General features: G+C 54.0%; 18 protein-coding genes and 1 pseudogene. 15 read left to right on the top strand and 4 right to left on the bottom strand.

Features of this window, described 5'->3' with window-relative positions; genetic code table 11:
- Position 1: 1 nt before the first annotated feature.
- On the bottom strand, positions 2 to 1,063 hold the full coding sequence (locus HV832_RS06910; RefSeq protein ID WP_176802815.1) for an FAD:protein FMN transferase: 1,062 nt from the start codon (positions 1,061 to 1,063) through the stop codon (positions 2 to 4).
- Between the two features lie 70 nt (positions 1,064 to 1,133).
- Positions 1,134 to 1,532 carry a c-type cytochrome gene (locus HV832_RS06905; protein WP_176802814.1) on the bottom strand — a complete coding sequence of 133 codons (399 nt, stop codon included), beginning with the start codon at positions 1,530 to 1,532 and terminating at the stop codon, positions 1,134 to 1,136.
- Positions 1,533 to 1,926: 394 nt separating this feature from the next.
- Here HV832_RS06905 and nosZ point away from each other — a divergent pair, with 394 nt between their 5' ends.
- From nosZ to HV832_RS06870, 7 genes are all read left to right on the top strand, one after another.
- The gene (nosZ, locus tag HV832_RS06900) at positions 1,927 to 3,849 is read left to right on the top strand and encodes a TAT-dependent nitrous-oxide reductase (RefSeq protein WP_176802813.1); all 1,923 of its coding nucleotides are present in this window, start codon (positions 1,927 to 1,929) and stop codon (positions 3,847 to 3,849) included.
- A gap of 177 nt (positions 3,850 to 4,026) precedes the next feature.
- Entirely contained in the window at positions 4,027 to 6,591 is a 2,565-nt protein-coding gene (locus HV832_RS06895) for a 4Fe-4S binding protein (RefSeq protein ID WP_399310497.1), read from the top strand.
- Entirely contained in the window at positions 6,588 to 7,859 is a 1,272-nt protein-coding gene (locus HV832_RS06890; RefSeq protein ID WP_176802811.1) for a nitrous oxide reductase family maturation protein NosD, read from the top strand. Before HV832_RS06895 ends, HV832_RS06890 begins: the two co-directional genes overlap by 4 nt.
- Entirely contained in the window at positions 7,834 to 8,793 is a 960-nt protein-coding gene (locus tag HV832_RS06885; RefSeq protein ID WP_176802810.1) for an ABC transporter ATP-binding protein, read from the top strand. The genes HV832_RS06890 and HV832_RS06885 overlap by 26 nt, the downstream gene beginning before the upstream one ends.
- A gap of 11 nt (positions 8,794 to 8,804) precedes the next feature.
- Positions 8,805 to 9,617: an ABC transporter permease gene (locus HV832_RS06880; protein WP_176802809.1), complete on the top strand. Its 813-nt coding sequence runs from the start codon at positions 8,805 to 8,807 to the stop codon at positions 9,615 to 9,617.
- An 8-nt stretch (positions 9,618 to 9,625) separates the two neighbouring features.
- Positions 9,626 to 10,156 (top strand): nitrous oxide reductase accessory protein NosL, encoded by a 531-nt coding sequence (locus HV832_RS06875; RefSeq protein ID WP_176802808.1) that lies wholly within the window; start codon positions 9,626 to 9,628, stop codon positions 10,154 to 10,156.
- 45 nt (positions 10,157 to 10,201) lie between these two features.
- Complete coding sequence (locus tag HV832_RS06870) at positions 10,202 to 10,825, top strand: nitrous oxide reductase accessory protein NosL (protein ID WP_223827214.1); 624 nt, start codon at positions 10,202 to 10,204, stop codon at positions 10,823 to 10,825.
- An 83-nt stretch (positions 10,826 to 10,908) separates the two neighbouring features.
- On the opposite strand, the gene HV832_RS06865 is transcribed toward HV832_RS06870, so the two are convergent.
- Entirely contained in the window at positions 10,909 to 13,071 is a 2,163-nt protein-coding gene (locus tag HV832_RS06865; RefSeq protein WP_176802806.1) for a S46 family peptidase, read from the bottom strand.
- Positions 13,072 to 13,330: 259 nt separating this feature from the next.
- Between HV832_RS06865 and HV832_RS06860 the strand changes: the two genes are divergently transcribed.
- From HV832_RS06860 to HV832_RS06825, 8 genes and pseudogenes are all read left to right on the top strand, one after another.
- On the top strand, positions 13,331 to 14,137 hold the full coding sequence (locus HV832_RS06860; RefSeq protein ID WP_176802805.1) for a cytochrome C assembly family protein: 807 nt from the start codon (positions 13,331 to 13,333) through the stop codon (positions 14,135 to 14,137).
- Complete coding sequence (locus HV832_RS06855) at positions 14,134 to 14,361, top strand: PP0621 family protein (RefSeq protein ID WP_176802804.1); 228 nt, start codon at positions 14,134 to 14,136, stop codon at positions 14,359 to 14,361. The genes HV832_RS06860 and HV832_RS06855 overlap by 4 nt, the downstream gene beginning before the upstream one ends.
- A gap of 21 nt (positions 14,362 to 14,382) precedes the next feature.
- Positions 14,383 to 16,149 (top strand): sensor histidine kinase, encoded by a 1,767-nt coding sequence (locus HV832_RS06850; protein WP_176802803.1) that lies wholly within the window; start codon positions 14,383 to 14,385, stop codon positions 16,147 to 16,149.
- Entirely contained in the window at positions 16,146 to 17,585 is a 1,440-nt protein-coding gene (locus HV832_RS06845) for a sigma-54-dependent transcriptional regulator (protein WP_176802802.1), read from the top strand. The genes HV832_RS06850 and HV832_RS06845 overlap by 4 nt, the downstream gene beginning before the upstream one ends.
- A gap of 489 nt (positions 17,586 to 18,074) precedes the next feature.
- On the top strand, positions 18,075 to 20,993 hold the full coding sequence (locus tag HV832_RS06840) for a ribonucleoside-diphosphate reductase subunit alpha (RefSeq protein ID WP_176802801.1): 2,919 nt from the start codon (positions 18,075 to 18,077) through the stop codon (positions 20,991 to 20,993).
- A gap of 134 nt (positions 20,994 to 21,127) precedes the next feature.
- Entirely contained in the window at positions 21,128 to 22,303 is a 1,176-nt protein-coding gene (locus HV832_RS06835; protein ID WP_176802800.1) for a ribonucleotide-diphosphate reductase subunit beta, read from the top strand.
- Positions 22,304 to 23,052: 749 nt separating this feature from the next.
- Positions 23,053 to 23,706 (top strand): annotated as a pseudogene (locus tag HV832_RS06830) (transcriptional regulator); the annotation flags it as partial.
- 92 nt (positions 23,707 to 23,798) lie between these two features.
- Complete coding sequence (locus HV832_RS06825) at positions 23,799 to 24,353, top strand: YggT family protein (RefSeq protein WP_176802798.1); 555 nt, start codon at positions 23,799 to 23,801, stop codon at positions 24,351 to 24,353.
- 22 nt (positions 24,354 to 24,375) lie between these two features.
- Here HV832_RS06825 and HV832_RS06820 read toward each other — a convergent pair whose 3' ends face one another.
- Entirely contained in the window at positions 24,376 to 25,386 is a 1,011-nt protein-coding gene (locus HV832_RS06820) for a LacI family DNA-binding transcriptional regulator (protein ID WP_176802797.1), read from the bottom strand.
- Between the last annotated feature and the right edge of the window lie 44 nt (positions 25,387 to 25,430).

Genomic DNA, 25,430 nt, shown 5'->3' with positions numbered 1-25,430 from the left:
GTCAGATTGCCTGCAAACGCTGCCGCATGCCGGCGGATAACCAGATCTCCTGATCGGCACCGGCAATCAGTGCATCGGTGCCCCGCATGCCTGCCAGTTGCCTGCGGCCAGCTTCTGCGCCCGCCACCATAATGGCGGCACCCAGACCGTTAATTGCACTGAGCTGCTCACTGACCAGCACCACGCCATGTGGTCCGTGCGCCGGGTAGCCGGTTTTCGGATCGAGAATATGGTGCATGCGCTGTCCGTCATGCGTGAAATACCGTTCATAGTCACCGGATGAGGCGACGAAGCCGCGATGCAGTGCAATACTGCCCAGCAAACGTTCCGGCTGGCGTGGGTCGCGCAGGCCGATACGCCATGGCCGCTGGTCCGGCGGGCTGCTGACCAGCACATCGCCGCCGCCATTGATCATGGCATGTCGCACGCCGTGCCGTTGCAGCATATCCATGCCAGCCTGCAGAATCGGTAGCTTGGCAATCCCGCCCAGATCCAGTCGCATACCGCGTTGCGTCAGGTAAGCCGTGCCGCGACGGGGGTTCAGAATCAGATGCTGCGCATTGACCAGCGGCAACTGACGGGCGATCTGTTCCGGTGCCGGTAAATGTGGATGCGCAGGATCGAAATCCCAGTCGCTCAGGGAGCCGACCGTCGGGTCAAACTGCCCGGGGTTACGCTGTGCTGCCTCCTTCGCCATCAGCAACACCTGCATCAGTTCTGGCGGCACGGCCACTTCACGCAAGCCGGCTGCCAGCTGAATCGCGTTCAGCGCGCTGTCCGGACGATAACGGCTCATCATTGCCTCAAGCCGCGCCATTTCGCGCAGTGCCGCATCTGCAGCGCTGGTCAGAGTCGTCCGATCGATTCCGTGCAGCGCCAGATCCAGCTGCGTTCCCATCAGCGGACGACTGACCTGATACAGATCAGGTGCGGCAGGTGTTGCCGCGCGGGCAGACGGCAGCATCAGGCCGCAGGCCAGTAGCGGCAATGCCAGTGCCAGGCGCCGGCGTCCGGCTTGAATCGGCGGATATGCCGGCTGAGATATCGGCTGAGATTCAGACATGATGACTCTCATACATTAAATAAAAAAATGGTGATGCCCTGCGAACCGGAGTGCGCAGGGGTGTGGCGGATCAGCGTGACTGATCGACCATGTAGTTCACACCGGCCTTGACTTCATCATCGGTCAGCGCAGGCGCGCCGCCGCGCGCCGGCATCTGGCCTTTGGCACCGTTGAAACCTTCCATCGCATGTTTGTACAGCGTGTCCATGCCCTGGGCGATGCGCGGTCCCCAGTCTGCTTTGTCGCCTGGTTTCGGCGCACCGGCCACCCCGGCTGCGTGACACATGGAGCAGGTGTTGCCGAATACGGTTTTGCCGACTTTGTTTTCAGCCGGTGCAGCAGCCGCTGGTGCTGCAGCGACCGGTGGCGTGGAGGCGGATTCTGTTGCAGGCGTTTCTGCTGCTTTCTGACCGCAGGCAGCCAGTACGGCGAGGCTGATGCTGGCGATAACGAGTGAAGCAATTTTCATCGTGAGACTTTCTCAAAAAAATTAAAAAATACAGCGCATCCGGCGCGCTTCGTCATTGGCGGACAATACCCGGCAAACCATGCGGAAGGCTGCAGCGGGCGACGGTTTTTTTTCACAAATTCCCGAGAGTCAGGCATCAGCGATGACGACAGAAAAAAAAGGAAAAACCCTGCCCGGAACAAGCATCTGTTGTTCAGTGCAGCGATGTTCTCACAGCGTTATTGGTAAAAATATGACTTGCGTCAAGATTTTCAAAGCTCACCGGCAGCGACAAAGAGCGGGTTGATATATCTCAATCACGCATTCACCTGATCCCGCACTATTTGCATCGGTCAAAATTTATCAACGAGGCCATTCGCGAGAAAAATGAGCGGCCGTTTATGGGGAACTTGTCATGAGTCAAGATCAAAAACCGAACACAGAAAATGCGTTGGCGATGGGGCGTCGTAAGTTCATGAATACGGCAGCCCTGGCCAGTCTGACTGGTCTGGTGGCATGCAATAACAAATCCGGTGCATCTGCTTCCGCAGAAGCGTCTGGCAGCGCCAGTGCAACAGCGCACAGCGCGGCAGATGTAACCCATCTGAAACCGGGTGAACTCGATACTTATTATGGCCTGTGGAGTGGTGGTCATAACGGTGATATGCGTGTGCTGGGCTTGCCGTCCGGCCGTGAAATTCACCGCATTCCCTGCTTTGTGCCGGATGCGCTGGTTGGCTGGGGCATCACCAATGAATCCAAGAAAGTCATGGGCACCAGACCTGATGGCAGCCTGAAATACAATGTGGCCGACACCCATCACACCCATGCTTCCTACAAGGATGGTAATTACGATGGCCGCTACGCCTGGATCAACGACAAGATCAATTCACGCGTTGCCCGTATCCGCCTAGATTACTTCATCTGCGACAAGATCACCGACCTGCCGAATGTGCAGGGCTTCCACGGTATTTTCCCGGACAAGGCTGATCCGGTCGATGAAAAAATCAACTACACCACCCGCGTTTTCTGCGGCGGCGAATTCTCGATCCCGCTGCCGAATGCCGGTATCGAAGACGGCAGCAAATACCGCTCCCTGTTCACCTGCGTCGATGCAGAAAGCATGGAAGTACGCTGGCAGGTGCTGATTGATGGCAACTGTGATCTGGTAGCGACATCCTATGACGGCAAGTTGGCAGCGACCAATCAGTACAACACCGAAATGGGTGTGCATTATGAAGACATGATGTCGGCGGAACGCGATGCCTGCCTGTTCTTCAACGTGGCGCGGATTGAAGCGGCGGTGAAAGCCGGTAAATTCAAGACGATCGGCGATTCCAAAGTGCCGGTGGTGGATGGTACGCATGAAGCGAATAAAGATCCGAAAACGGCATTGACCGCCTATGTCAGCGTTCCGAAAAATCCGCATGGTGTGAACGCCAGCCCGGATGCCAAGTACTTCATCTGCGCCGGTAAATTGTCGCCGACCGCTACCGTGATCGAGCTGGCGAAAGTGCTCGACTGGTTTGATGGCAAGCTGGAAAAAATTGACGATGCCATCGTCGCAGAAGTCGAACTGGGTCTGGGCCCATTGCATACCGCCTTCGATGGTCGCGGCAATGCTTACACCACGCTGTTCCTGGACAGCCAGGTGGTGAAATGGAATGTCGACGCCGCGATTAAATTCCACAAAGGCGACAAGAATGCGAAATATGTGGTCGACCGGCTCGATGTGCAGTATCAGCCAGGCCACTTGAATGCCTCACAATCCGAAACCCGCGCCGCAGATGGCAAATATCTCGCTGTCGGTTGTAAATTCTCGAAAGACCGTTTCCTGCCGGTTGGCCCGCTGCATCCGGAAAACGAGCAGTTCATCGATATCTCCGGCGAAAAAATGGTTTTGCTGGCCGATCATCCGGTACGCGGCGAGCCGCACGATTTCATCATCTTCAAACGCGATCTGTTGCGTCCGAAGCAGGTGTACAACCTGGATGATTTCCCGCTGGCAGTCAAAGATCCGAAAGAGTCCGGCGTATTCCGCAACGGCAAGAAGGTGACGGTGAAACTGACCTCACAGGCACCGGCATTCAGCATGCGTGAATTCAAGCTGAAAAAAGGTGATGAAGTCACCCTGATCCTGACCAATCTGGACAAGATCGAGGATCTGACGCACGGTATTGCGATTCCTAAATATAACGTGCAGTTTGTGGTGAATCCGCTGGAAACGGCTTCGGTGAATTTTGTGGCGGATAAGCCCGGCGTATTCTGGCTTTATTGCACCAATTTCTGTCATGCCTTGCATCTGGAGATGCGCACACGCATGATCGTCGAGGGCTGATCGTCCATTGAGACGGAAAAACAGACCGGAAACTGTTTTTCCGTTGTATGGCCGGAGCTGCGTTACCGATTTCGCAGGAACAATATGTACTTACTTTGCAAGAGCTTAGCGGTCAGAGATGTGCGTGATTTTGCGTACCGTCTGGCCGCATTTTTTTTCCTTCTGGGCAGTTTGCTGATGATGGCGCCACGGGCGCAGGCAGGGGCTTATGAAGCGAAATTGCCGGATGATCTGCATACGGCAAAAGATTTATGCGCGCTGGTGCCATGTGCCGAGGTATTCCCGGCTGCCAGCAGTTTTTCTCCCCGCATGGGGCAGCCGCCGTATGTGGAAGCCTATGGTGTGGCAGAAGCCGGTAGAAAGAAATTACTCGGCTATGTGATGCTGTCGACCGATATCACCGATACGCCGGCCTATTCCGGCAAGCCGGTGGTCACGCTGATCGGTATGGATGCCACCGGGCATTTCACCGGCATTAAAGTGTTAAAACATTCCGAGCCTATTCTGTTGCTTGGCATTCCCGAATCGGCATTGCTGAAATTTAACCAGCAATATGTCGGTAAATCGGTCACCGATAAAATCGAGGTCGGTCAGACCCGCGCCGATGAAGGCGTGCTCGGTGTGGATGCGATTTCCGGTGCCACGGTGACGGTGATTGCGCAGAACCAGGTGCTGATGACTTCCGGCGCGGCAGTCGCGCGTCAGGTCGGCATCATGGCGCCGGTGGTGCGGGAAGCGGCGCACTATGCCGTTACCGGCCAGCATTACAGCTGGGAACAGCTGGTCAAGGCGGGTGCGCTGCAAAAAATACAGGTGAAAAATGAACAGCTTGGCCTGGAGCATAGTGACACGCCGTTCATTGAGCTTTGGTTTGGTGATCTGAATCATCCCGATATCGGTCGCAGTCTGCTGGGTGACAACAGCTGGAACAATTTGCATAGTCAGTTGAAGCCGCATGAGCATGCGCTGTTCGTGATCCGCACGGCGGGTAAGGAATCGTTCAAAGGCTCCGGCTTTGTGCGCGGTGGTATCTATGACCGGGTGCAGGTGAAACAGGGCGGTGATTCGTTCACTTTCCGCGATCTGGATTACCTGAATTTATATGGCATTGCTGCCGATGGCGCGCCGGCATATACGGAATCGGCGATTTTCGTGATTCGTTCCAAGGCATTCTCGGCCTCTTATCCGTGGAAACTGTCGTTCCTCGGCAATCGTATTGACCGCGCTACCGGCAGCAAGAGTTTTACCAGTTTTGATACTACTTACTGGATGCCTGCCAGCTATCTGGAAGGTGGCCGGCCGCAGATCGAAGAGGCGGCAGCACCCTGGGTGCGGGTATGGAAATCCAAAGCGTTGGAAATTGCCCTGTTTGCCCTGTTGCTGGTGACGGTTGGCGTAGTGTATGCATTCCGGGAAAAACTGACCCGTCTGTCTACCCATAAGAACAAGTGGCCGGTCAATGCTTTCAAATACAGCGCCTGGGCGCTGAGCATCGGTTTCGTCGGTTTCGGTGCGATGGCGCAGCCTTCCATCACGCAGGTGCTGACCTGGTTCCACGCGCTGCTGTTTCAGTGGACCTGGTCGTTATTTCTGACGGATCCGTTTATTTTCCTGTTCTGGATTTTCATCATTGTCACTGTGTTCCTGTTCGGGCGCGGACTGTTCTGCGGCTGGATGTGTCCGTTCGGTTCTTTATCCGAAGCCATGTACAAGCTTGGCGGCCTGATCGGATTGAAGCGCTTTCAGGGGCATCTGCCGCGGGTCTGGCATGACAGGCTGAAATGGATCAAGTATGGTATTTTTTTCGGCCTGCTCACGATATCGGTGTTTTCGATGGGACTGGCGGAAATGCTGGCAGAGGTGGAGCCGTTCAAGACCACATTCCTGGTCGGCATCAGCCACCGCACCTGGCCTTATGGTCTGTTTGTCTGCACCCTGCTGGGACTGTCGCTGTTCATTGAACGACCTTACTGCAAATACATCTGCCCGCTGGGCGCATCGCTGGCGATGCCGAGCACCTTCCGCTGGTTTGGCCTGCGTCGCAAACAGGATTGCAAGAGCTGTAAAGCCTGCGCTGTCGGTTGCGGCTCGCTGGCGATTGATGCGGCTGGGCGGATCGATCATCGCGAATGCCTGCACTGCCTGGATTGTATGGTGTTGTACACCGATGTCAAAGCCTGTCCGCCGCTGGCCAAAGAGCGGAAACGGCGTGAGCGTGACGGATTGGAAATCACCGCCATCGGCCGTGACGGTTACTTTATTCCGATTCATCCGGTATCGTCTGATTCGGTGAGTGCCGTCAGCAAAAAACAGGGGCCCGATCCTCGGATGCCGACTGATCCGGTAGCGCCGCCACATAAGGCTGGTGCGCGTGGTTTGCGTTGGCTGTGGCTGGAATTGCGCGACCATCTCTGGCCATGGAGCGCTGAAGGATGGGCATCCCAGAAAGCCTTGCAGATCGCCGGTTTATCGCTGGCGCTGGCAGTCAGCCTGGCCTGGTTGCTGGCGGCGATGGGGCGTTTATCGTCGGCAGCGATTATCGGTTGGTGGTTTGGCTGGAGCGTGTATGAAGTACTGATCCGTCTGTCCGGACGACGCTATGTGAAAGACGGTCCATGGTGGCAGGCGAATTACCGCTATGCCAGCGTGATGGATATGCTGAGTTATGTCGGCTTTAAAAATCTGCTGATTGGCGCGGTCTTATTCCTGACGCTCAAGACACTGGGATTGCTGCTGGTATGACATATCGTTACCGGATCAGCTGGTTGCTGAGTGCCGCGTTGCTGTGCGGGTCGGCGCAGGCTGCGCTGATCCGGGTGCATGCCGGGCAATCTGTTCAGCAGGCAGTTCGTCATGCTGCCGCAGGTGATGTGCTGGAAATCGAGCACGGGCAGTATCAGGAAAATCTCGTGATCGATAAGCCGCTGACGCTGCGCGGAATCGGGCATCCGGTTATCAGTGGCGGACTGCATGCAGACACGATCCGGGTGCAGGCAACCGATGTCACCCTGCAGGGATTACAGGTTCGCGATTCGGGGGACAGTCTCAAGGATCAGAATGCCGGGATTTATCTGTGGCCGGGTTCGCACCGCGCTGCCGTGCTGGATTGCGACCTGAGCTATAACCTGTTTGGATTGTGGATAGAAAAATCGGATCAGGTACGGATTGAGGGCAATGTCATCACCGGCAAGCGCGACTATGCTTCCTCGCAGCGCGGCAACGGTATTCAGCTATATAACACGACAGGGGCGCAGATCATCGGCAATAACATCAGCTTTGTGCGTGACGCTTTGTATGTGGATGTCTCGCACCACGCAGTGTTCCGGAAAAATCGTCTGCACCACAGCCGTTATGGCACGCATTACATGAATTCCAATTTCAATCTGTGGGAAGACAATGACAGCTACTACAACCGTGGCGGTCTGGCACTGATGGAGGTGCGCGACAACGTGGTCAGAAACAACCGCACCTGGGGCAATTCTGATCACGGCATCATGTTGCGCACTGCGCAGGATTCGGTGATTGAAAACAATGTGGTGGCAGGTAACCAGCGCGGCTTATTTATCTATGACGTCGAGTACACCACGATCCGGAATAATCTGGTGGTAGACAATTTTATCGGCGTCCATATTTCTGCCGGCTCCACCCGCAATGCCGTCGAAAACAATGACTTCATCGCCAATCGTGAGCAGGTTCGCTACGTCGGTGCCCGTGATGAACGCTGGGGTAGCAAAGATGGGAATTACTGGAGCAATTATCTGGGCTGGGATCGCGACGGCAATGGTATCGGCGATGTGCCTTACGAAGCCAACGACATTGTTGACCGGCTGAGCTGGCAATATCCCGGTATGAAGCTGCTGCTGGCGAGTCCGGCACTGCAGGCCCTGCACATGCTGGCACAACAGTTTCCGGTATTGCGGGTGCCGGGGATCGTTGATCCCAAACCGCACATGCAGGCAAATCACAAAGAATGGAGTATATGGCATGGCAAGCATTTCCCCGGCCACTGATGCTAGTGCCACCCGTGGCGGTGACACATTGATTCATGCCAGCGGCATTAAAAAACACTATGGCGCAATACATGCCGTTGACGGCGTTGATCTGGAAGTCAGGCAAGGTGAGATTTTCGGACTCATCGGGCATAACGGCGCCGGCAAGAGTACCCTGTTCAAAATGATGCTCGGACTGATTTCTCCGACCGCAGGCCAGATGCTGATTTGTGGGAAGGCGACCAGCAGCCGGGCATTCCGGACCACCCGGCGGCAATTGGGTTATCTGCCGGAAAATGTGGTGCTCTACGATAATCTTAGCGGGTTGGAAACCCTGCGTTTTTTTGCGCAGCTGAAACACGCTCCGCAGGCACAGTGCAGCGCCATCCTGGAGCGGGTCGGACTGGCGCAGGCAATGCAAAGACCAGTGCGCGATTATTCCAAAGGCATGCGGCAACGTCTGGGGTTCGCCCAGGCATTGCTGGGAACACCGCGCTTGTTGTTCCTCGATGAGCCCACCAATGGCCTTGATCCGCAGGCGATCCGCGACTTTTACGCAACCCTGCATACGCTGCGCGACCAGGGCGTCAGCATCATCATTACCTCTCATATCCTGGCTGAACTGCAGGAGAGGGTTGACCGTCTGGCGATCATGGCCGGTGGAAAAATTCAGGCCAGCGGCACGGTTCAGTATCTGCGTGAACAGATGCAGATGCCGCTGCATCTGGAGATCCGCTGCAGCGCGCATGTCGGCCAGCGCGCCGTGCAACTGACTGCGCACCTGCCGCAGGTAAGGTGGAATGCGCTGGATAATGCCGGTAGCTGGCAGCTAACTTGTCCGCGCGCCGACAAAATGACTGCGCTGGCTGCACTGATGACACTGGGTTCGGAGTTGACTGATCTGAGTGTGCGTGAATCATCGCTGGAAGATGTTTTTTTGGGTTTGTCGGATTAAGGGACAGGAAGATGGAGATTTCTCAAGTTCTGACCCTCGCGTTCAAGGAATTCCGCGACCGTATCCGGAACCGCTGGGTGTTGGCAGTTGCATTGGTATTTACGGTGTTTTCGCTGGTGATCACGTATTTCGGCGGTGCGCAACAAGGGCAGATCGGTCTGCGTTCGATTGAATTCACGATTGCTAGCCTAGTCAGCCTGGTGATTTATCTGATCCCTCTGATTGCCTTGCTGCTGGGGTTCGATGCCATTGTCGGTGAACGTGAGCGCGGCTCGCTCGACCTGCTGCTGGCATTACCGATTACCCGCCTCGAAATCCTGTTGGGCAAATATCTCGGCCTGGCTGCTGCACTCAGCTTGTCGACCTGCAGCGGATTTGCGCTGGTCGCGGTGCTGCTGTTCCAGCAGTTTTCCTGGGGTGGTTTGTATCACTATCTCGGTTTTGTCCTGACATCGGTGTTGCTGGGATTGGTGTTTCTCAGTCTGGCGGTTTGCGTGTCGGTACTGGCCCGCGAGCGGACCCGCGCTTCGGGTTTGGCGATTGCGCTGTGGTTTTTTTTCGTGCTGGTGTTTGATCTGTTATTGCTGGGCGGCTTGGTTGCCACCGGCGGCGCGTATGGCGGTGATATTTTTGCTTATCTGCTGCTGCTCAATCCGGCAGATGTATTCCGCATCCTGAATGTATTTTCGCTGGAAGACATGCGCGGGCTGTATGGCCTGAACAGTATTGTTCCGGCAATGCTGGCGCAGCCTTGGCTGCTGACGATGGTCATGCTGGGCTGGATCGTGCTGCCGCTGGCAGTCGCGCGCTGGAGATTTAAATAAGGAACATCATGAATCCAATCAATCAAAAACGACGCACCGTACTGCTGACAGCAGTGATGCTGGGAATCCTGCAGGGATGCGGAGAGAAAAAAATGGAGCAGTCCGTGGCGCCGCTGGAGATCGATCCTCGCACCACCTGCGATCTGGACGGTATGTTGTTGTCGGACTTTCCCGGCCCCAAGGCACAGGTATTTTATGCGGGACAGAATAATCCGGTATTTTTCTGCGATACCGTTGAACTGTTTCATACTCTTCTGGCGCCGGAGCAGGTCAGGAAAGTGCAGGCGGTTTATGTGCAGGATATGGGCAAGGCGGACTGGGAGCAGCCGCAGGGAAACTGGATTGATGCGAATGCGGCTTACTACGTATTTGGCAGCCGGCGACGCGGATCAATGGGAACGACGATTGCGAGTTTTTCACAGGAGAGTGCTGCCGGCCAGTTTGCGACCCAGTGGGGCGGCCGGTTGTTGCGTTATGCCGATATCCGCGCTGATATGGTCGATCTGAGCGGCGGTGCGCTGCACGACAGCAAGATGTAGCGGAAGCACCGGCTGAGATGCCATGCAATGAGGAAAGTAGAAAAAATGATGCTGACTGACCGTGTGAAGCTGGTGGCGTGGAGATGGGTATGGGGCACCTGTGCAGGCTTGTCTGTGCTCGCCAGTCTTCAGTGGATGCCCGGCAAGCAGCATGAAGTGCGCACAGGACCAGTGTTGACCGGTGACATCTGCGTGGTGGCGCCGCCGCAACCGTTTGATCCCGCGTCCGGCCTGAGCGTGTATGCAGTCCGCCCGGTACCACCGGATGCGCGTTGCCCGGTATGCGGCATGTATCCAGCCAAAACCGGGACATGGGCGGCGCAATTGATTTTCCGGAATGGTGATGCGCAGTTTTTTGATTCGCCGCTGACATTATTCGTGTATCTGCAGGATATCGGGCGTTACAGCCGTGGTCGCCAGCAAAGCGAGGTCGCTGTCGCTTATGTACGTGACTTGCGTCAGGGGACATGGGTGACGGCAGACAGCGCATGGTATGTGCATGGTTCAGATACGCCAGGGCCGATGCGGGCCGGTAATCTGCCTGCTTTTTCCGGTCTGGCAGCAGCCGGAGATTATGTCAGTGCGCATGGCGGCTCAATCTTGCGTAGCACGCAGCTGGATGCCGCTTTGCTGCAGCAACTGCACGGTGCGCGTCGTCATATGCATTGAGCTGGCAGGCGCCGGCAGGTTACAGATAATAAAAAAGCCTGACACGATGATCAGGCTTTTTCAGGGGATGAAGACGGAAGCGTTTATTCCGCGCCCATTTCCTTGATCAGACGATCTGCCTTATCAACGTGTTTCATCTGCCACAGCATGTAGCGCAGATCCACCTGAATCGAGCGGGTGTTGGCCTTGTTGTAATCCCAGTCGGAAATGATGGAATCGAGCGTGCCGTCAAATGCCAGGCCAATCAGTTCGCCCTTGGCATTGAGTGCTGCAGAACCGGAATTGCCGCCGGTAATGTCGAGTGTCGCCAGATACGCGACCGGCACCGTCTTCAGATGCGGATCGACATATTTGCCGAAATCCTTGGCTTTGATGGCTGCCAGCTGTGCCGCAGGCGCATTGAATTCACCCTGACCGGTGGCTTTCGGCGGGATGCCGTTGACCGTGGTGAATGCCGCCCATGCCAGGCCGTCTGCAGTACCGTGATCGCGGCCGGCGACTTTACCGAATGTCACGCGCAACGTGCTGTTGGCATCAGGATAAACAGCTTGCCCTTTGCTCTTCATGTAAGCAATTTTCGCTTTCATGTAGTTGGCATAAGACTGCTGGATTTTGCCGGCCAGTTCTTCTTCTTCCGCTTCACGCTTCAGGCTGGCTGGATACATTGCGACCGCAGCTTTGATGAAGCTGTCGTCGCTGGCTTTGAAATCTTCCGGTTTGGCCGATAACCAGGCGGCACGGCTTGCTTTGTCAGCCAGTTTGCTGCCTGCGTATATTTTATCCAGCAATGCTTTCAGATCGGCTTCGCTCATGCCGTCCTTGATACCCATGATGCTGTCAAAATCGGCATTCCGGTCTTTGGCCGGCTGCGCAGCGTATTGTTTGAGACTGTTCAGTACCAGCGCCTTGTCGACGTTTTCGACGTAGTTGCGTTCAACTGCTTCCACGCCGGCTTTGAAGCGAGGCAGGTCGCGTACCTGGTAACCGGCTTTGCGTTCTGCATCCGGCTTGGTGCTTTCATTCGCCAGACGGTACAGCGCGCGCGCGGTCGACAGCAGGCGCGGGAAAGAGCGTTCGAGGAAGAAGTCACGTTTGCCCTGCGCATCGCGTTCAGCGATCAACTTTTCAACCTGGACAATATCGTCACCGAATTCTTTGGCACGGGCCGGATTGCTGTTGATCCATGTCTTCAGTTCTTCATGTTCTTTGGTCTTGCGTGCCAGGAAATCGCTGCCCGCATAACTGTCGAGCATGCCCTGACGGTTTTTGTAGTAATTGTTGATACCTGCCACCTGGCTGGCATATTTCAGCTTGGCATCCGGACTATCAGCGGTTTCTTTGGCAATGATCGACAGCGCTTCGCCGGAGGCTTTGACGAATGCCGGGTAATTCCAGTCGAACGTATAAGCGACTTCCGATGGCAGGCGGTGGCGGTTGGTGCGGCCAGGATAGCCCAGCACCATCACGAAATCACCTTCTTTGAGGCCGTCTTTCGCCAGTTTCAGATAGTGTTTTGGAACGTAAGGGACGTTGTCCTTGCTGTAATCTGCGGCTTTGCCGTCTTTGCTGACGTAGGCGCGATAGAAGCCGTAGTCACCGGTATGGCGCGGCCACATCCAGTTATCGGTATCGCCGCCGAATTTACCGACGCCTTCAGCCGGCGCATGTACCAGGCGTACGTCGCGGATTTCCATCTGCTTGATCATGTAAAACTCAAGCCCGCCATAGTAGGGATACACATTGCAACGGTGACCGGCATCTTTTTCGCATTCGGCAACCAGCGTCTTGGAATTTTTTTCAATTGCGTCAACGCGCTTCTTGCCAGTCAGTCTGGCGACATCTTTATCGATGATTTTGTCAGACACATTGGTGACTTCTTTGGTCACGAAAATACGTGAGCCAGGTGCAGCCGGCAATTCTTCTTCCAGTGAGTTGGCGAGAAAACCATTGGCCAGCAGGTTACGTTCCGGCTTGGAATTGTAGGCAACGCTGCCATATACGCAGTGGTGGTTGGTCGCAACCAGACCCTGTGGTGAGACGAATGAGGCGGAGCAGCCGCCCAGGCTGACAATCGCGCCCATCGGGAATTCGGTCAGCTTGGTCAGGCTGTTCGGGTCCAGTTTCAGACCTGCTGCTTTCAGTTCTTTTGCCACTTGCGGCAATTGCTGAGGCATCCACATCCCTTCGTCGGCATAAGCGACGGACGCTATGTTGAGGACTGCCAGTGTGATAAGTGTCTTTTTCATCGTTTTATTATAGAAAAGTGATAAGAATCGATTAATACTATCCCTTGGTGCGCCCGGCATGGCGTGAGCGCAAGCAGTTTAGTGCTAAAAAATCAAAAAAAGTTCAATCACAACAGCAAGCCCGGTGCATAGATTTTTATTGTATAAATGAAAATATTTTCCTCACTGGCCAGAAATCCTGCCGGTGTTTGATTTTTGTCGCCTTCTGCACAGGCTTCTCATCATCAACAATCACAACAACATGGTGTAAACTCAACAGATGCAAATCTATTTATCTTTTCTGGCAGCACTGATGTATCTGACTGCACTGGTAATTCCGCTGACACGCCGCCGTGTGGCTGCCGCTGCCGGTATGCTGGCCTGGCTGTTGCATGGCGTATCGTTGTGGCAGGCATTGTTGGCAGGAGAGGCCTTGCGGGTCGGCTTTGCTGTGATGTTGTCCGCTGCGCTCTGGGTCACGGTTTCTGTTTACTTATTAGAGAACCGGAATGTCGCGCTGGACGGGCTGAAATTTTTTATTTTTCCGCCAGCAGTCGCTGTGGTGGTGTTACCGGCGATTTTCCCCGGGAGCATGATTGCCCTGACCGGTAAGACGACCATGTTTCCATGGCATGTTGCAGTTGCGCTGCTGGCCTACAGCACACTGACGATCGCGGCTTTTCATGCGCTCATCATGAGCCTGCAGGATAAGCATCTGCACAAATTGCAGTCGCAGACCCGGCCCTGGCTGAATGCGGTGATTGACAAGCTGCCGGCACTGATGACGATGGAAAAAGTCCTGTTTCACATGATTACGCTGGGATTTATCCTGCTGACGCTGACCGTCTTGTCGGGCGTGGTGTTTTCTGAGCAGGTGCTGGGTGTTGCATTTAAATGGGATCACAAAACCATTTTGTCTTTGCTGTCCTGGCTGCTGTTTGCCATTTTGCTGGCAGGCCGTCACTGGCGCGGCTGGCGCGGCAGGACCGTGCTGAACTTTACCCTGAGCGGATTCCTGACCTTGCTGCTGGCGTATGTCGGCAGCCGTTTTGTACTGGAAGTCCTGTTGCACAGGAGTCTGACATGAGATTGTTGATCTGGCTGGTTTTTGGACTGCTGGTGATTCTTGCCATCCGTAAAAAAGCCCGGCCGGCGGCGCAGGATATGCCGCCACCTGTTACACCGTCTGCTGCGGGAGACGCCGAGACCATGGTTTGCTGCGCGCATTGCCAGATCTACCTGCCGGCGTCTGAAGCGGTGATCCGAGGGCAGCAGACCTTTTGCTCGACGGCCCATGCCGACCTGCACTGATGCAGCGCGCCATCAGTTGCCATGTTGATTCCACTCTCCACTTTCCCTGACCCCAGCCCTTCATTCTGGCGTTCGCTACAGACGCTGAACATTTCGCGGGTGATGGTCGCGATCAGTCTGCTGTTACTGCTGAATCTGCGCAGCACCAAAGATATCTGGGTTTATTCGCATCTGTTTGCGCGCGACATCTGCATTGTTTATCTGTTCCTGAGTATCGGTTTTGTGGTCTTGAAACTGGTGCATACCAGGCATTTCATCCTGCAACTGTTATCGCAGATTGCGATTGATATCCTGAGCATCTCTTTGCTGTATGTCGGATCTGGCGGCGGCAAGGGCGGTTTGCATATCCTGTTCCTGTTTCCTCTGGCGGGCGTTTCGATTCTGGCCCCCTTGCTATGGGCATTCTTTTTTTGTGCGGTAGTCAGCCTGTTGATGCTGCTGGAAGCCAGTTACCGTCTGCTGGAACAGAGCGACGGAAATCTGGTGTCGCAGGCAGGGTTGTTCGGCGCTTCGTATTTTGCTGTGGTCTACGTGGTGAACCGGCTGGCCAGTAATCTGATCCGGCAGGAACAACTGGCATTGCAGCGCGGCAATGAGCTGGCATTACAGCAGGCGATCAATCATCTGGTGATTAATGATATGGATGACGGGATTCTGGTGCTTGACCAGCATCGCTGTGTGTTCGAGATTAATCCGGCCGCAGAACGCATGCTTGGCGGGCATCTGGACAAGTCCATGATCGGCACGCGACTGACAGATATCATTGCACTGCGTCCCATGGCGGATGTGCTGACGAGCATGGAGCTGCATCAGAACGCGCGTACCGTGAATAATCCGGAAGGGGATATCTCTTTCGTATCCATCCCTTGTTATCTGGATGAAACAAGGGCAGGTTTGCGTCCCGAGGCAGACATCGCCAGCCTGCCAGGCCGTATTGATCACCCTCATTTCATCACGCATCTGAAGCTGCGGTTTATGATCGTGACTGACACGGCAGTCACCGGCTTGCAGATAAGCGGACATAATTACACCGTCATTTTCATGCAGGATGTGTCGGATATTGAAAACCAGGCACAGCAGCTAAAACTGGCATCCATGGGACGCCTGACGGCGAGTATTGCGCACGAAGTCAGGAATCCGCTGTCCTCGATTTCATACGCCGCATCCTTGCTCAATGAGGATCTGGCCGATCGCAGCCAGGAAGACGGCGACCTTGGTCAGGCCAGGCGTTTGCTGAAAATTGTGGATGACAATGTGGCGCGTCTGAACCAGCTGATTGAAGATATCCTGAAGTTGTCGCGCAAGGCCAGGAATGACGTCGAGCCCTATTTTCTGATGAAACGGGTGCGCGATTGCGTGCATGATTTTTCGGAAACCAGACGGATTGCTCCTGATCTGATCCGTGTTTTCGACGATACTGATTTCAAGGTCAGTTTTGATCCGGGACATTTAATGGAAGTGGTGAATAACCTGTTGTCGAATGCGGTGCGCTATGCCAGCGGGCGCTCGGGTAGCATTCGTCTGTATGCGCAGGTCAGTGTGAACGGGCGTCAGGAGCTGCATATCCAGGATGATGGTCCCGCAATCAGTTACGATGTCAGGGCGCATCTGTTTGAACCTTTTTATACAACTTCCCGCATGGGCACCGGACTGGGTCTGTATATGGCGCGTGAATTGTGTCTGAACAACCACTGTCTGCTGGATTATGAATACCGGGTGGATACTGATTCCGCTGATGCCGAACCCAGCGGCCGGTTTGTGATTAATTTTTCTGGATTGAATGCATGACGATCAATGTGGCGACCTGTCCGCGCATCCTGGTGGTGGATGATGAAGCTCACCTGAGGGAACTGCTCGAAATCACACTCATCAAGATGGGGCTGGATGTCGACAGTGCCGAGAATCTGGCTGAAGCGCGTCAGTTGTTGCAAAACAAGAGCTATGCCCTGGTGTTGACCGACATGCGTTTGCCGGACGGCTCAGGCATGGAGCTGGTGGCCGAGATCAATGCCGGTTACAAAAATACGCCGGTGGCCGTGATCACGGCTTTTGGTAGTGCAGATAATGCGGTCAATGCCCTGAAAGCCGGTGCGTTTGATTATGTCTCGAAACCGGTGGCACTCGACCATCTGCGTAAGCTGGTTTATTCCGCACTCAATATTAATGCGGTGCCACAGGCAAAACCCGAAGATACGCAATCTGTCGTCGCCCCCTTGCTGATCGGGCAGTCCGGCGGAATGCAACAGGTGCGGGCGCAAATAAAACGGCTGGCGCGTAGCATGGCGCCAGTCATCATTACCGGCGAGTCCGGCAGCGGCAAGGAATTGGCGGCGCGGGAAATCCATATGTCCAGTTCGCGCATGAGTAAACCCTTTATCGCAGTGAATTGCGGCGCGATACCGGAAAATCTGATGGAAGCCGAATTTTTCGGCTACCGCAAGGGCGCATTCACCGGTGCGATGGATGATCGGGAAGGTTTTTTTCAGGCAGCGAACGGCGGAACCTTAATGCTGGACGAAGTGGCGGATCTGCCGCTCGCCATGCAGGTGAAGCTATTGCGTGCGATCCAGGAACGGCGTATCCGTAAGGTCGGTGCGACGACGGAGGAGTCGGTCGATGTCCGCATTATCAGTGCCACACACCAGAATCTGGCTCAGTGCGTCAGTGAGGGGCGTTTCCGTCAGGATCTGTATTACCGGCTGAATGTGATTGAGCTGCATTTGCCGCCGTTGCGGGAACGGCTGGAAGATATCGAATTGCTGTCGGCTGGAATTCTGGGGCGGCTGGCGGGAAGCAGCGTGACTTTGTCGGCGGCGTCGCTGGAAGCTTTACGCGCCTACCGCTTTCCCGGCAATGTCCGGGAGCTGGAAAATATTCTGGAGCGGGCGCTGGCTTTTGCAAATGAGGGCTGTATTCAGCCCGACGATCTGGCATTAAGTGGAAAACCGGTTACCGCCATGCCGGAGTCAGGCTTACCCGCGCTCCCGGTGAGCAGTGCCGGCATCGCAGCGCCTGAGCAGGAAAAAGCAGAGCCACATGCTGAAAATTTCGAGTTTCCTGAATTGCCCTGCTCCCTGCCGGACTATCTGGAAAGCATTGAACGCGAGATGATTCGCCGGGCGCTGGAAAAAACCCGCCACAACCGGACGCAGGCAGCAGATTTGCTGGGCGTCAGTTTCCGCCAGTTGCGTTACCAGATACAGAAGCTCAAAATTCAGGACTAATTTCCATCCTCAATTTCCAGTACTTATTCCTTCATTTCACCCCTACATCGCAGTTGTCAACACAGACTGTTTTCTGGCATACAGTCCGGCAGATATATTGCAGAGATGTTTTCTGTTAGTACTCACTTGCGTCAGCTTCCAAGGATTTCTGAATATTCATGAAAGTCAATCACCCTGTGTGAAAAACAATAAAAAATATAACATGGAAAGCGGTTGCATCTGCCGGGGTCGGGTACTAGAATTAGGTTCATTCTTTATTCGTGCACTATATGTAGTGGTTTTTCTGGTTTTATCTTTCTTGCTTCATTTTTCTTGAACGGCCCTTCAATTTAAGGGAAAACCGAGTTAAAAAAAGAAATGACAAGGTTTTTCCGCCATTCTGAATGGGGAGAGCCGACTAGTAGTTAGGCGCAATATTCAATTAACCCGCGCGTCATCCTGACTGATTGACTGATCAGGAACGGCACCAATTCCGACTCTGGAGGCTCAATGCACTCTTCAATTGAAACAACAACGCCATCGTATTCCGATCCTGGTACTTTGCTGAGCACGACTTCCCAGTCAGGTACGTCTGCTCATACATACAGCGAGCACCGCGTGATCCGCCGTAACGGTGCTGTAGTTGGTTTTGAACCCTCAAAAATCGCGATTGCAATGACAAAAGCATTTCTGGCGGTTAATGGTGGCCAAGGTGCTGCATCGGCACGTGTCCGCGAACTGGTTGAGCAGCTGACGGCAACCGTGGTGGCCGCACTGTTACGCCGGCAGCCGGCTGGCGGCACTTTCCACATTGAAGATATCCAGGATCAGGTTGAGCTGGCGCTGATGCGTTCCGGCGAACATGACGTCGCCCGTGCTTATGTGCTGTATCGCGCCAAACATCAGGAAGAACGTCGTCTGGCACAGGAGGCGCAACGTGCTTCCCAGGCAAAGCTGCCGCAGATTCATGTCGTCGCTGATGGTGAAAAAGTGCTGTTGGATATCGAAAAAGTCCGCGCCCTGATCACCGCAGCCTGCGTAGGGCTGGATAAGCTGGCCGATGCGGAAGCAATTCTGACTGAAACGCTGAAAAATCTGTATGACGGCGTACCGGTCGAGGAATTGCACAAATCGGCAATTCTGGCAGCGCGCGCGCTGATGGAAAAAGAGCCTGCATACAGTCAGGTGACTTCACGCCTGCTGTTGCATACCGTTCGTAAAGAAGTTTTCGGTAAGGAAGTGGCGCAGCAGGATGCCGCAGCCGAATACATCACTTATTTCCCGCAGTTTATTCAGAAAGGGATTGCCGCCGAATTGCTGGATGCGCGTCTGGCAGAATTCGATCTGGATCGTCTTGCGAAGTCGCTCATCGCTGACCGCGATCTGCAGTTCAGCTATATTGGCCTGCAGACCTTATATGACCGCTATTTCCTGCATGTGCGCGGCACCCGCATCGAAATGCCGCAGGCTTTCTATATGCGCGTGGCGATGGGGCTGGCGCTGGAAGAAAAAGATCGCAATGCCCGTGCCATCGAGTTTTATAACTTGCTGTCCAGTTTTGATTTCATGAGCTCGACGCCGACACTGTTCAATTCCGGTACGCTGCGTTCCCAACTGTCTTCCTGCTATCTGACCACCGTGTCCGATGATCTGGCTGGTATTTATGATGCATTGAAGGAAAACGCACTGCTGGCTAAATTTGCCGGTGGTCTGGGAAATGACTGGACGCCTGTACGTGCGCTCGGCGCTCATATTAAAGGTACCAATGGTAAGTCGCAGGGCGTGGTGCCGTTCCTGAAGGTGGTGAATGACACGGCTGTGGCGGTGAATCAGGGCGGTAAACGCAAAGGCGCAGTCTGCGCTTATCTGGAAACCTGGCACATGGACATTGAGGAATTCCTTGATCTCCGCAAGAACACAGGTGACGACCGCCGCCGTACGCACGATATGAATACGGCTAACTGGATTCCTGACCTGTTCATGAAGCGCGTGATGGAAAAAGGGGAATGGACACTGTTCTCACCTTCCGATGTTCCTGATCTGCATGATAAATACGGCAAAGCATTTGAGCAGGCTTATCTGGCGTATGAAGCGCAAACTGTTTCCGGTGAACTCGGATTATTCAAAAAAATCCCGGCGCTGGACCTGTGGCGCAAGATGCTGTCGATGTTGTTTGAAACCGGCCATCCATGGATTACATTCAAAGATCCATGCAATATCCGTTCACCGCAACAGCATGTCGGTGTGGTGCATTCTTCCAATCTGTGCACTGAAATCACACTGAACACGAATGAAAGTGAAATCGCTGTCTGTAACCTGGGTTCTGTGAATTTGCCGGCACACATGAAAAACGGTCAGCTGGATCATGTCAAACTGCAGAAAACCATCCGCACAGCGATGCGTATGCTGGATAACGTCATTGATATTAATTACTATGCCGTAGAAAAAGCACGTCAGTCGAATCTGCGTCACCGTCCGGTCGGCATGGGCATCATGGGTTTTCAGGATTGCCTGCACATTATGCGTGTGCCATATGCCTCGAATGAAGCGGTGCAGTTTGCTGATACGTCGATGGAAGCCGTTTGTTATTACGCCTATCTGGCATCGACTGAGCTGGCGGAAGAGCGTGGCACTTACAGCTCCTATCCGGGATCCTTATGGGATCGCGGCATCCTGCCGCAGGATTCGCTGAAAATGCTGGCGGAAGAGCGTGGCGGCTATCTGGAAGCAGATTTCTCCGAAACAATGGACTGGAACACGGTGCGTAACCGCATCAAGCAATTCGGCATGCGCAACTCGAACTGTGTAGCGATTGCACCGACCGCGACGATTTCTAACATCATCGGCGTATCAGCCTGTATCGAACCGACATATCAGAACCTGTATGTGAAGTCGAACCTGTCGGGTGAATTTACAGAAATCAATGAATATCTGGTACGCGATCTGAAACTGCGCGGCCTGTGGGATGAGGTCATGATTGCCGATCTTAAATACTTTGATGGTAGTCTGTCCCGCATTGACCGCATTCCGCAGGATCTGCGTGACCTGTATGCCACCGCTTTTGAAGTCAGCCCTTCCTGGCTGGTGGAAGCTGCTGCGCGGCGTCAGAAATGGATAGACCAGGCGCAATCCCTGAATATCTACATGGCGGGCGCATCGGGTAAAAAGCTCGACGAAACCTACAAACTGGCCTGGCTGCGTGGCCTGAAAACCACTTACTACCTGCGTACAATCGGTGCAACACATACCGAAAAATCGACAACCAAGACCGGCGCCCTGAATGCGGTGGCGGTTGATGGCGGCAGCGGTGCCTTCAATGTGGCTCCCGCAACGGCAGCTGTGCCAGCAGTGGCGGCGGAAGCGGACGGCGCAGCTTGTTATTTGCGGCCCGGCGACCCTGGCTTCGAAGAGTGCGAAGCCTGCCAATAAGACTTTGCAGTCATTTTAAATATACGGGATAGTCCGTCATGCGGCTGTCCCGTATCAATGATTGCAGCTGATAAATTATTTTGCACTTTGATCTGATACGGATATCGAGGCGCTTTTTTGTAAGGAATAAAGAAATGTTATCCTGGGATGAAGAAGAAACGTCCACCGCACCTGCTGTCAGGCAGATGCCGGCACAACCTTTGCCTGCCGCACCTGGCTTGCAGATGCAGGAGACGGCATTGAATCCTGCTGTCATCAGCCAGCCTCATGTTGCCAGTGCCGAAGACACTGCACGCCGTGTGAACGCTGCCGACAAGCGCATCATCAACGGCCAGACCGACGTTAACCAGCTGGTACCCTTCAAATACAAGTGGGCATGGGATAAATATCTCGCAGGTTGTGCCAATCACTGGATGCCGCAGGAAATCAATATGCAGCGCGATATTGAACTCTGGAAAAATCCGAACGGCCTGTCTGAAGATGAACGCCGTCTGGTCAAGCGTAACCTGGGCTTCTTTGTCACGGCCGATTCGCTGGCTGCCAACAATATCGTGCTCGGCACTTATCGCCACATCACTGCGCCGGAATGTCGTCAGTACTTATTGCGCCAGGCGTTTGAGGAGGCAATCCATACACACGCCTACCAATACATCGTCGAATCGCTGGGTCTGGATGAAGGCGAAATTTTCAACGCGTATAACGAGATCGAATCTATCCGCGACAAAGATCAGTTCCTGATCCCTTTCATTGATGTGCTGACGAATCCTGAATTCAAGACCGGCACCACCGAAGCCGATCAGACTTTACTGCGTTCGCTGATCGTGTTCGCATGCCTGATGGAGGGACTGTTTTTCTACGTTGGTTTCACGCAGATTCTGGCATTGGGCCGGCAGAATAAAATGATGGGTGCGGCTGAACAATATCAGTACATTTTGCGCGACGAATCGATGCACTGTAACTTCGGGATCGATCTGATCAATACAATTAAGATGGAAAATCCGCATTTGTGGACTCCTGCATTTCGCGACGAAATTAAATCGTTGTTTTTGCGTGCGGTGGAGTTGGAATATCGCTACGCAGAGGATACAATGCCGCGTGGAGTGCTCGGATTAAATGCGCCAATGTTCAAAGGATATTTGCGCTTTATCGCAAATCGTCGAGCACAGCAGATTGGTCTTGATCAGCTATTCCCGCAGGAAGAAAATCCCTTCCCATGGATGAGCGAAATGATCGACCTGAAAAAAGAGCGCAACTTTTTTGAAACACGCGTCATTGAGTATCAGACTGGCGGAGCCCTGAATTGGGAATAGCAGCAGACATGTACTGCGCCTCTGGATTCTGAAATGGAATGCTCATGGTTTGCACGAGATGTAAAACTCGAGAGGCCTCATCAAACTGAATGAACAGTTACAGCTTACAGGATGTAACACTGTTAGTGCCGCAATATCTGGCTGGATCGGATATTGCGGTTTTTGGCTTTGAGCTCGTGCTGTAAACAGATACCAACGCCTGCAGAATGCGGGTGTCAGGCGTCATTTTCGTAATCAGAAAATGAGCCATAGCTGAGATACTGCTTCAGATCGAGGAGGCGCAGTGTTCTTAGCTGGTGCCGAATTCATTAGCGCAAACAGCGATCTTGTTTGTGCCGATGAATAATCCGCTTGAAAGGATAGAGCGGATTTTACTTTTATCTGATTTTTTCCATCTCGATTGAAGGAGAAACACCATGGCAACAGCACCACAACCGTCTCCAGACGTGCCAGTCGGCGCGAAAAAGGCTAAGGCGACTGCAAAGAAAGCGGCAGCAAAACCTGCAGCAAAGGCAGCCGCCAAGCCAGCAGCACAGAAAGCGGTAGCGAAAGTCGCAGCGAAGCCAGCAGCGTCAAAAGCGGCAGCAAAACCTGCAGCAAACGCAGCCGCCAAGCCAGCAGCACAGAAAGCGGTAGCGAAAGTCGCAGCGAAGCCAGCAGCGTCAAAAGCGGCAGCAAAACCTGCAGCAAACGCAGCCGCCAAGCCAGCAGCAAAGAACGCGGTAGCGAAAGCCGCTGCTAAGCCAGCAGCGAAAAAAGCCGCAGCAAAAGTTGCAGCGAAGCCAGTAGCGAAAAAAGCGGCAGCAAAACCTGCAGCAAAGGCAGCCGCCAAGCCAGCAGCAAAGAAAGCGGTAGCGAAAGTTGCAGCGAAGCCAGCAGCGAAAAAAGCGGCAGCAAAACCTGCAGCAAAGGCAGCCGCCAAGCCAGCAGCAAAGAAAGCGGTAGCGAAAGTCGCAGCGAAGCCAGCAGCGAAAAAAGCGGCAGCAAAACCTGCAGCAAAGGCAGCCGCCAAGCCAGCAGCAAAGAAAGCGGTAGCGAAAGTCGCAGCGAAGCCAGCAGCGAAAAAAGCGGCAGCGAAACCGGCAGCAAAAGCAGCCGCCAAGCCAGCAGCAAAGAAAGCGGTAGCGAAAGTCGCAGCGAAACCGGCAGCAAAAGCAGCCGCCAAGCCAGCTGCAAAGAAAGTGGTAGCAAAAGTTGCGGCGAAGCCAGCAGCGAAAGCAGCAACCAAAGTCGCGGCCAAACCGGCAGCCAAAAAACCGGCAGCCAAAACGGCAGCAAAGCCAGTAGCGAAAAAGGCAGTGGCAAAAAAAGCAGCACCGGCTAAACCAGCAACACCTGACGCAAAGACTGTCGTCAGCCCAAATGCCGCATGGCCATTTCCAACAGGTAATCGTCCGGCTTAATCTCTGGCGAACTTGGTTGCCTGATCTTATTCAGGCACAATACCCACTGTGTGATACATCGCCAGTGGGTATTTTTTTGAAGGAAACAATTCGTGCTACATGGAATTTTTACATTCATCATCGACATCGTGACGGGTTTTTTCGCCGGTTTCTTGTTATTGCGCTTCTGGATGCAGGTACAGCGGGTTCGTCCTCCTTCTTTTCTGGCACAGGCTATTTTTCAGATTACAGACTGGATCGTACATCCGATACGCCGCATTATTCCCGGGTTCCGGGGGTATGACTGGGCTACGTTAACGGCCGTGTTCCTGACGGCGCTGTTACCGGTGCTGCTGGATTTCTGGCTGTTGTCCCAGGTATCCCCGGTAATGATTCTGATTCTGACCATTTTCCGGGTGGCACAGTGGGCGCTGTATGGCTTGATGGCTCTGCTGTTGATTGAGGCGGTATTCAGCTGGATTAATCCGCATGCACCTCTGGCGCCGTTTGTGCGTGCATTGAACGAGCCTTTGCTGTCGCCGTTCCGGAGGCTATTGCCACCTTTGGGAGGGCTGGATTTCTCACCATTGCTGGTTCTCATCATTTTGCAGGTTCTGAGCAAGGTACTGAATGAAGCCTTGCCCCGCTTGCTGATGACGACTTACTGATCCGGGCGAGACGCAGGGAATATCAGGCCTGCTGTTCCGGTGCCGCTGTGGATTGGCGGATGACCAGGCGGGATTGCAGCATTTCACGCCGCAAGGGAGCATCCGGGTGCTGTATCCGGTCAACCAGCGTTTTGGCGGTCAGTTCACCAATCGCATGTTTAGGTTGGGCAATCGTCGTTAAGGGGGGCGTACTGAACGATGCCAACGCAATGTCGTCATAGCCGACCACGGACAATTGCTGCGGGATTCTGACCCCTGCCGCATTGGCTGCGCAAATACCACCGATGGCCATCAGGTCATTGCTGACAAAAATAGCGGTAGGGCGCTCTGGTAATGCGAGCAATTTCTGGAACGCATTAAAACCACCCTGACTAGTAAAGTCGCTGTGTAACAGATATTTGTTCCGGAATTCCAGTCCGGCTTCTTTCAGTGCACGCAGATAACCGGTCACGCGTCCTCCGCTGGGCAAGAGTGTATCTGGCCCTGCGACGCATGCGATCCTCCGGTGTCCGAGGCTGATCAGATAACTGGTGGCGTCGTAGCCGCCCTGTACATGGTCAGCTTCAATGAAATCAGCAGAAACGCCGGACACTTCCCGATCCACCAGCACTTTAGGAATGCCTTCATCAGCCAGTAACTGACTCAGCTCTTCGTCCGAACCTGACGAAACTAGGATCAGGCCATCGATTCTTTTCTCCATCAGAACCCGGATATAGGCAGCCTGTTTTTTCGGATTGTCATCAGAATTGCAGAGGATGATGTTATAGCCGAGTTTAAATGAAGCATCTTCAATTCCCTGAATCACTTCGGCAAAATAAGGGTTGGAATTATTCGGGATCATCATACCCAGTGTATGGGTCCGGTCATTTTTCAGACTGCGCGCAACTGCGCTGGGAATGTAGCGCAACTCCTGAATGACGGACAGCACACGTTCCCGCGCATCTTCGCTCACGACCCGGGTATTGTTGATGACGTGGGAAACGGTGGTGGTTGAGACGCGCGCTTTTTCCGCGACCTGCTTCATTGTTGCCATAAAAATTCCTACATTTCGATCCTGCGATTATGACGCAGGATAAA

Origin of the sequence: Cognatundibacterium oligocarboniphilum (assembly GCF_013377855.1) — a bacterium.
Classification (GTDB): domain Bacteria; phylum Pseudomonadota; class Gammaproteobacteria; order Burkholderiales; family Burkholderiaceae_D; genus Undibacterium; species Undibacterium oligocarboniphilum.
The sequence above is the reverse complement of the archived record's forward strand: the minus strand, read 5'-3'. Positions and strand labels throughout refer to the sequence as shown.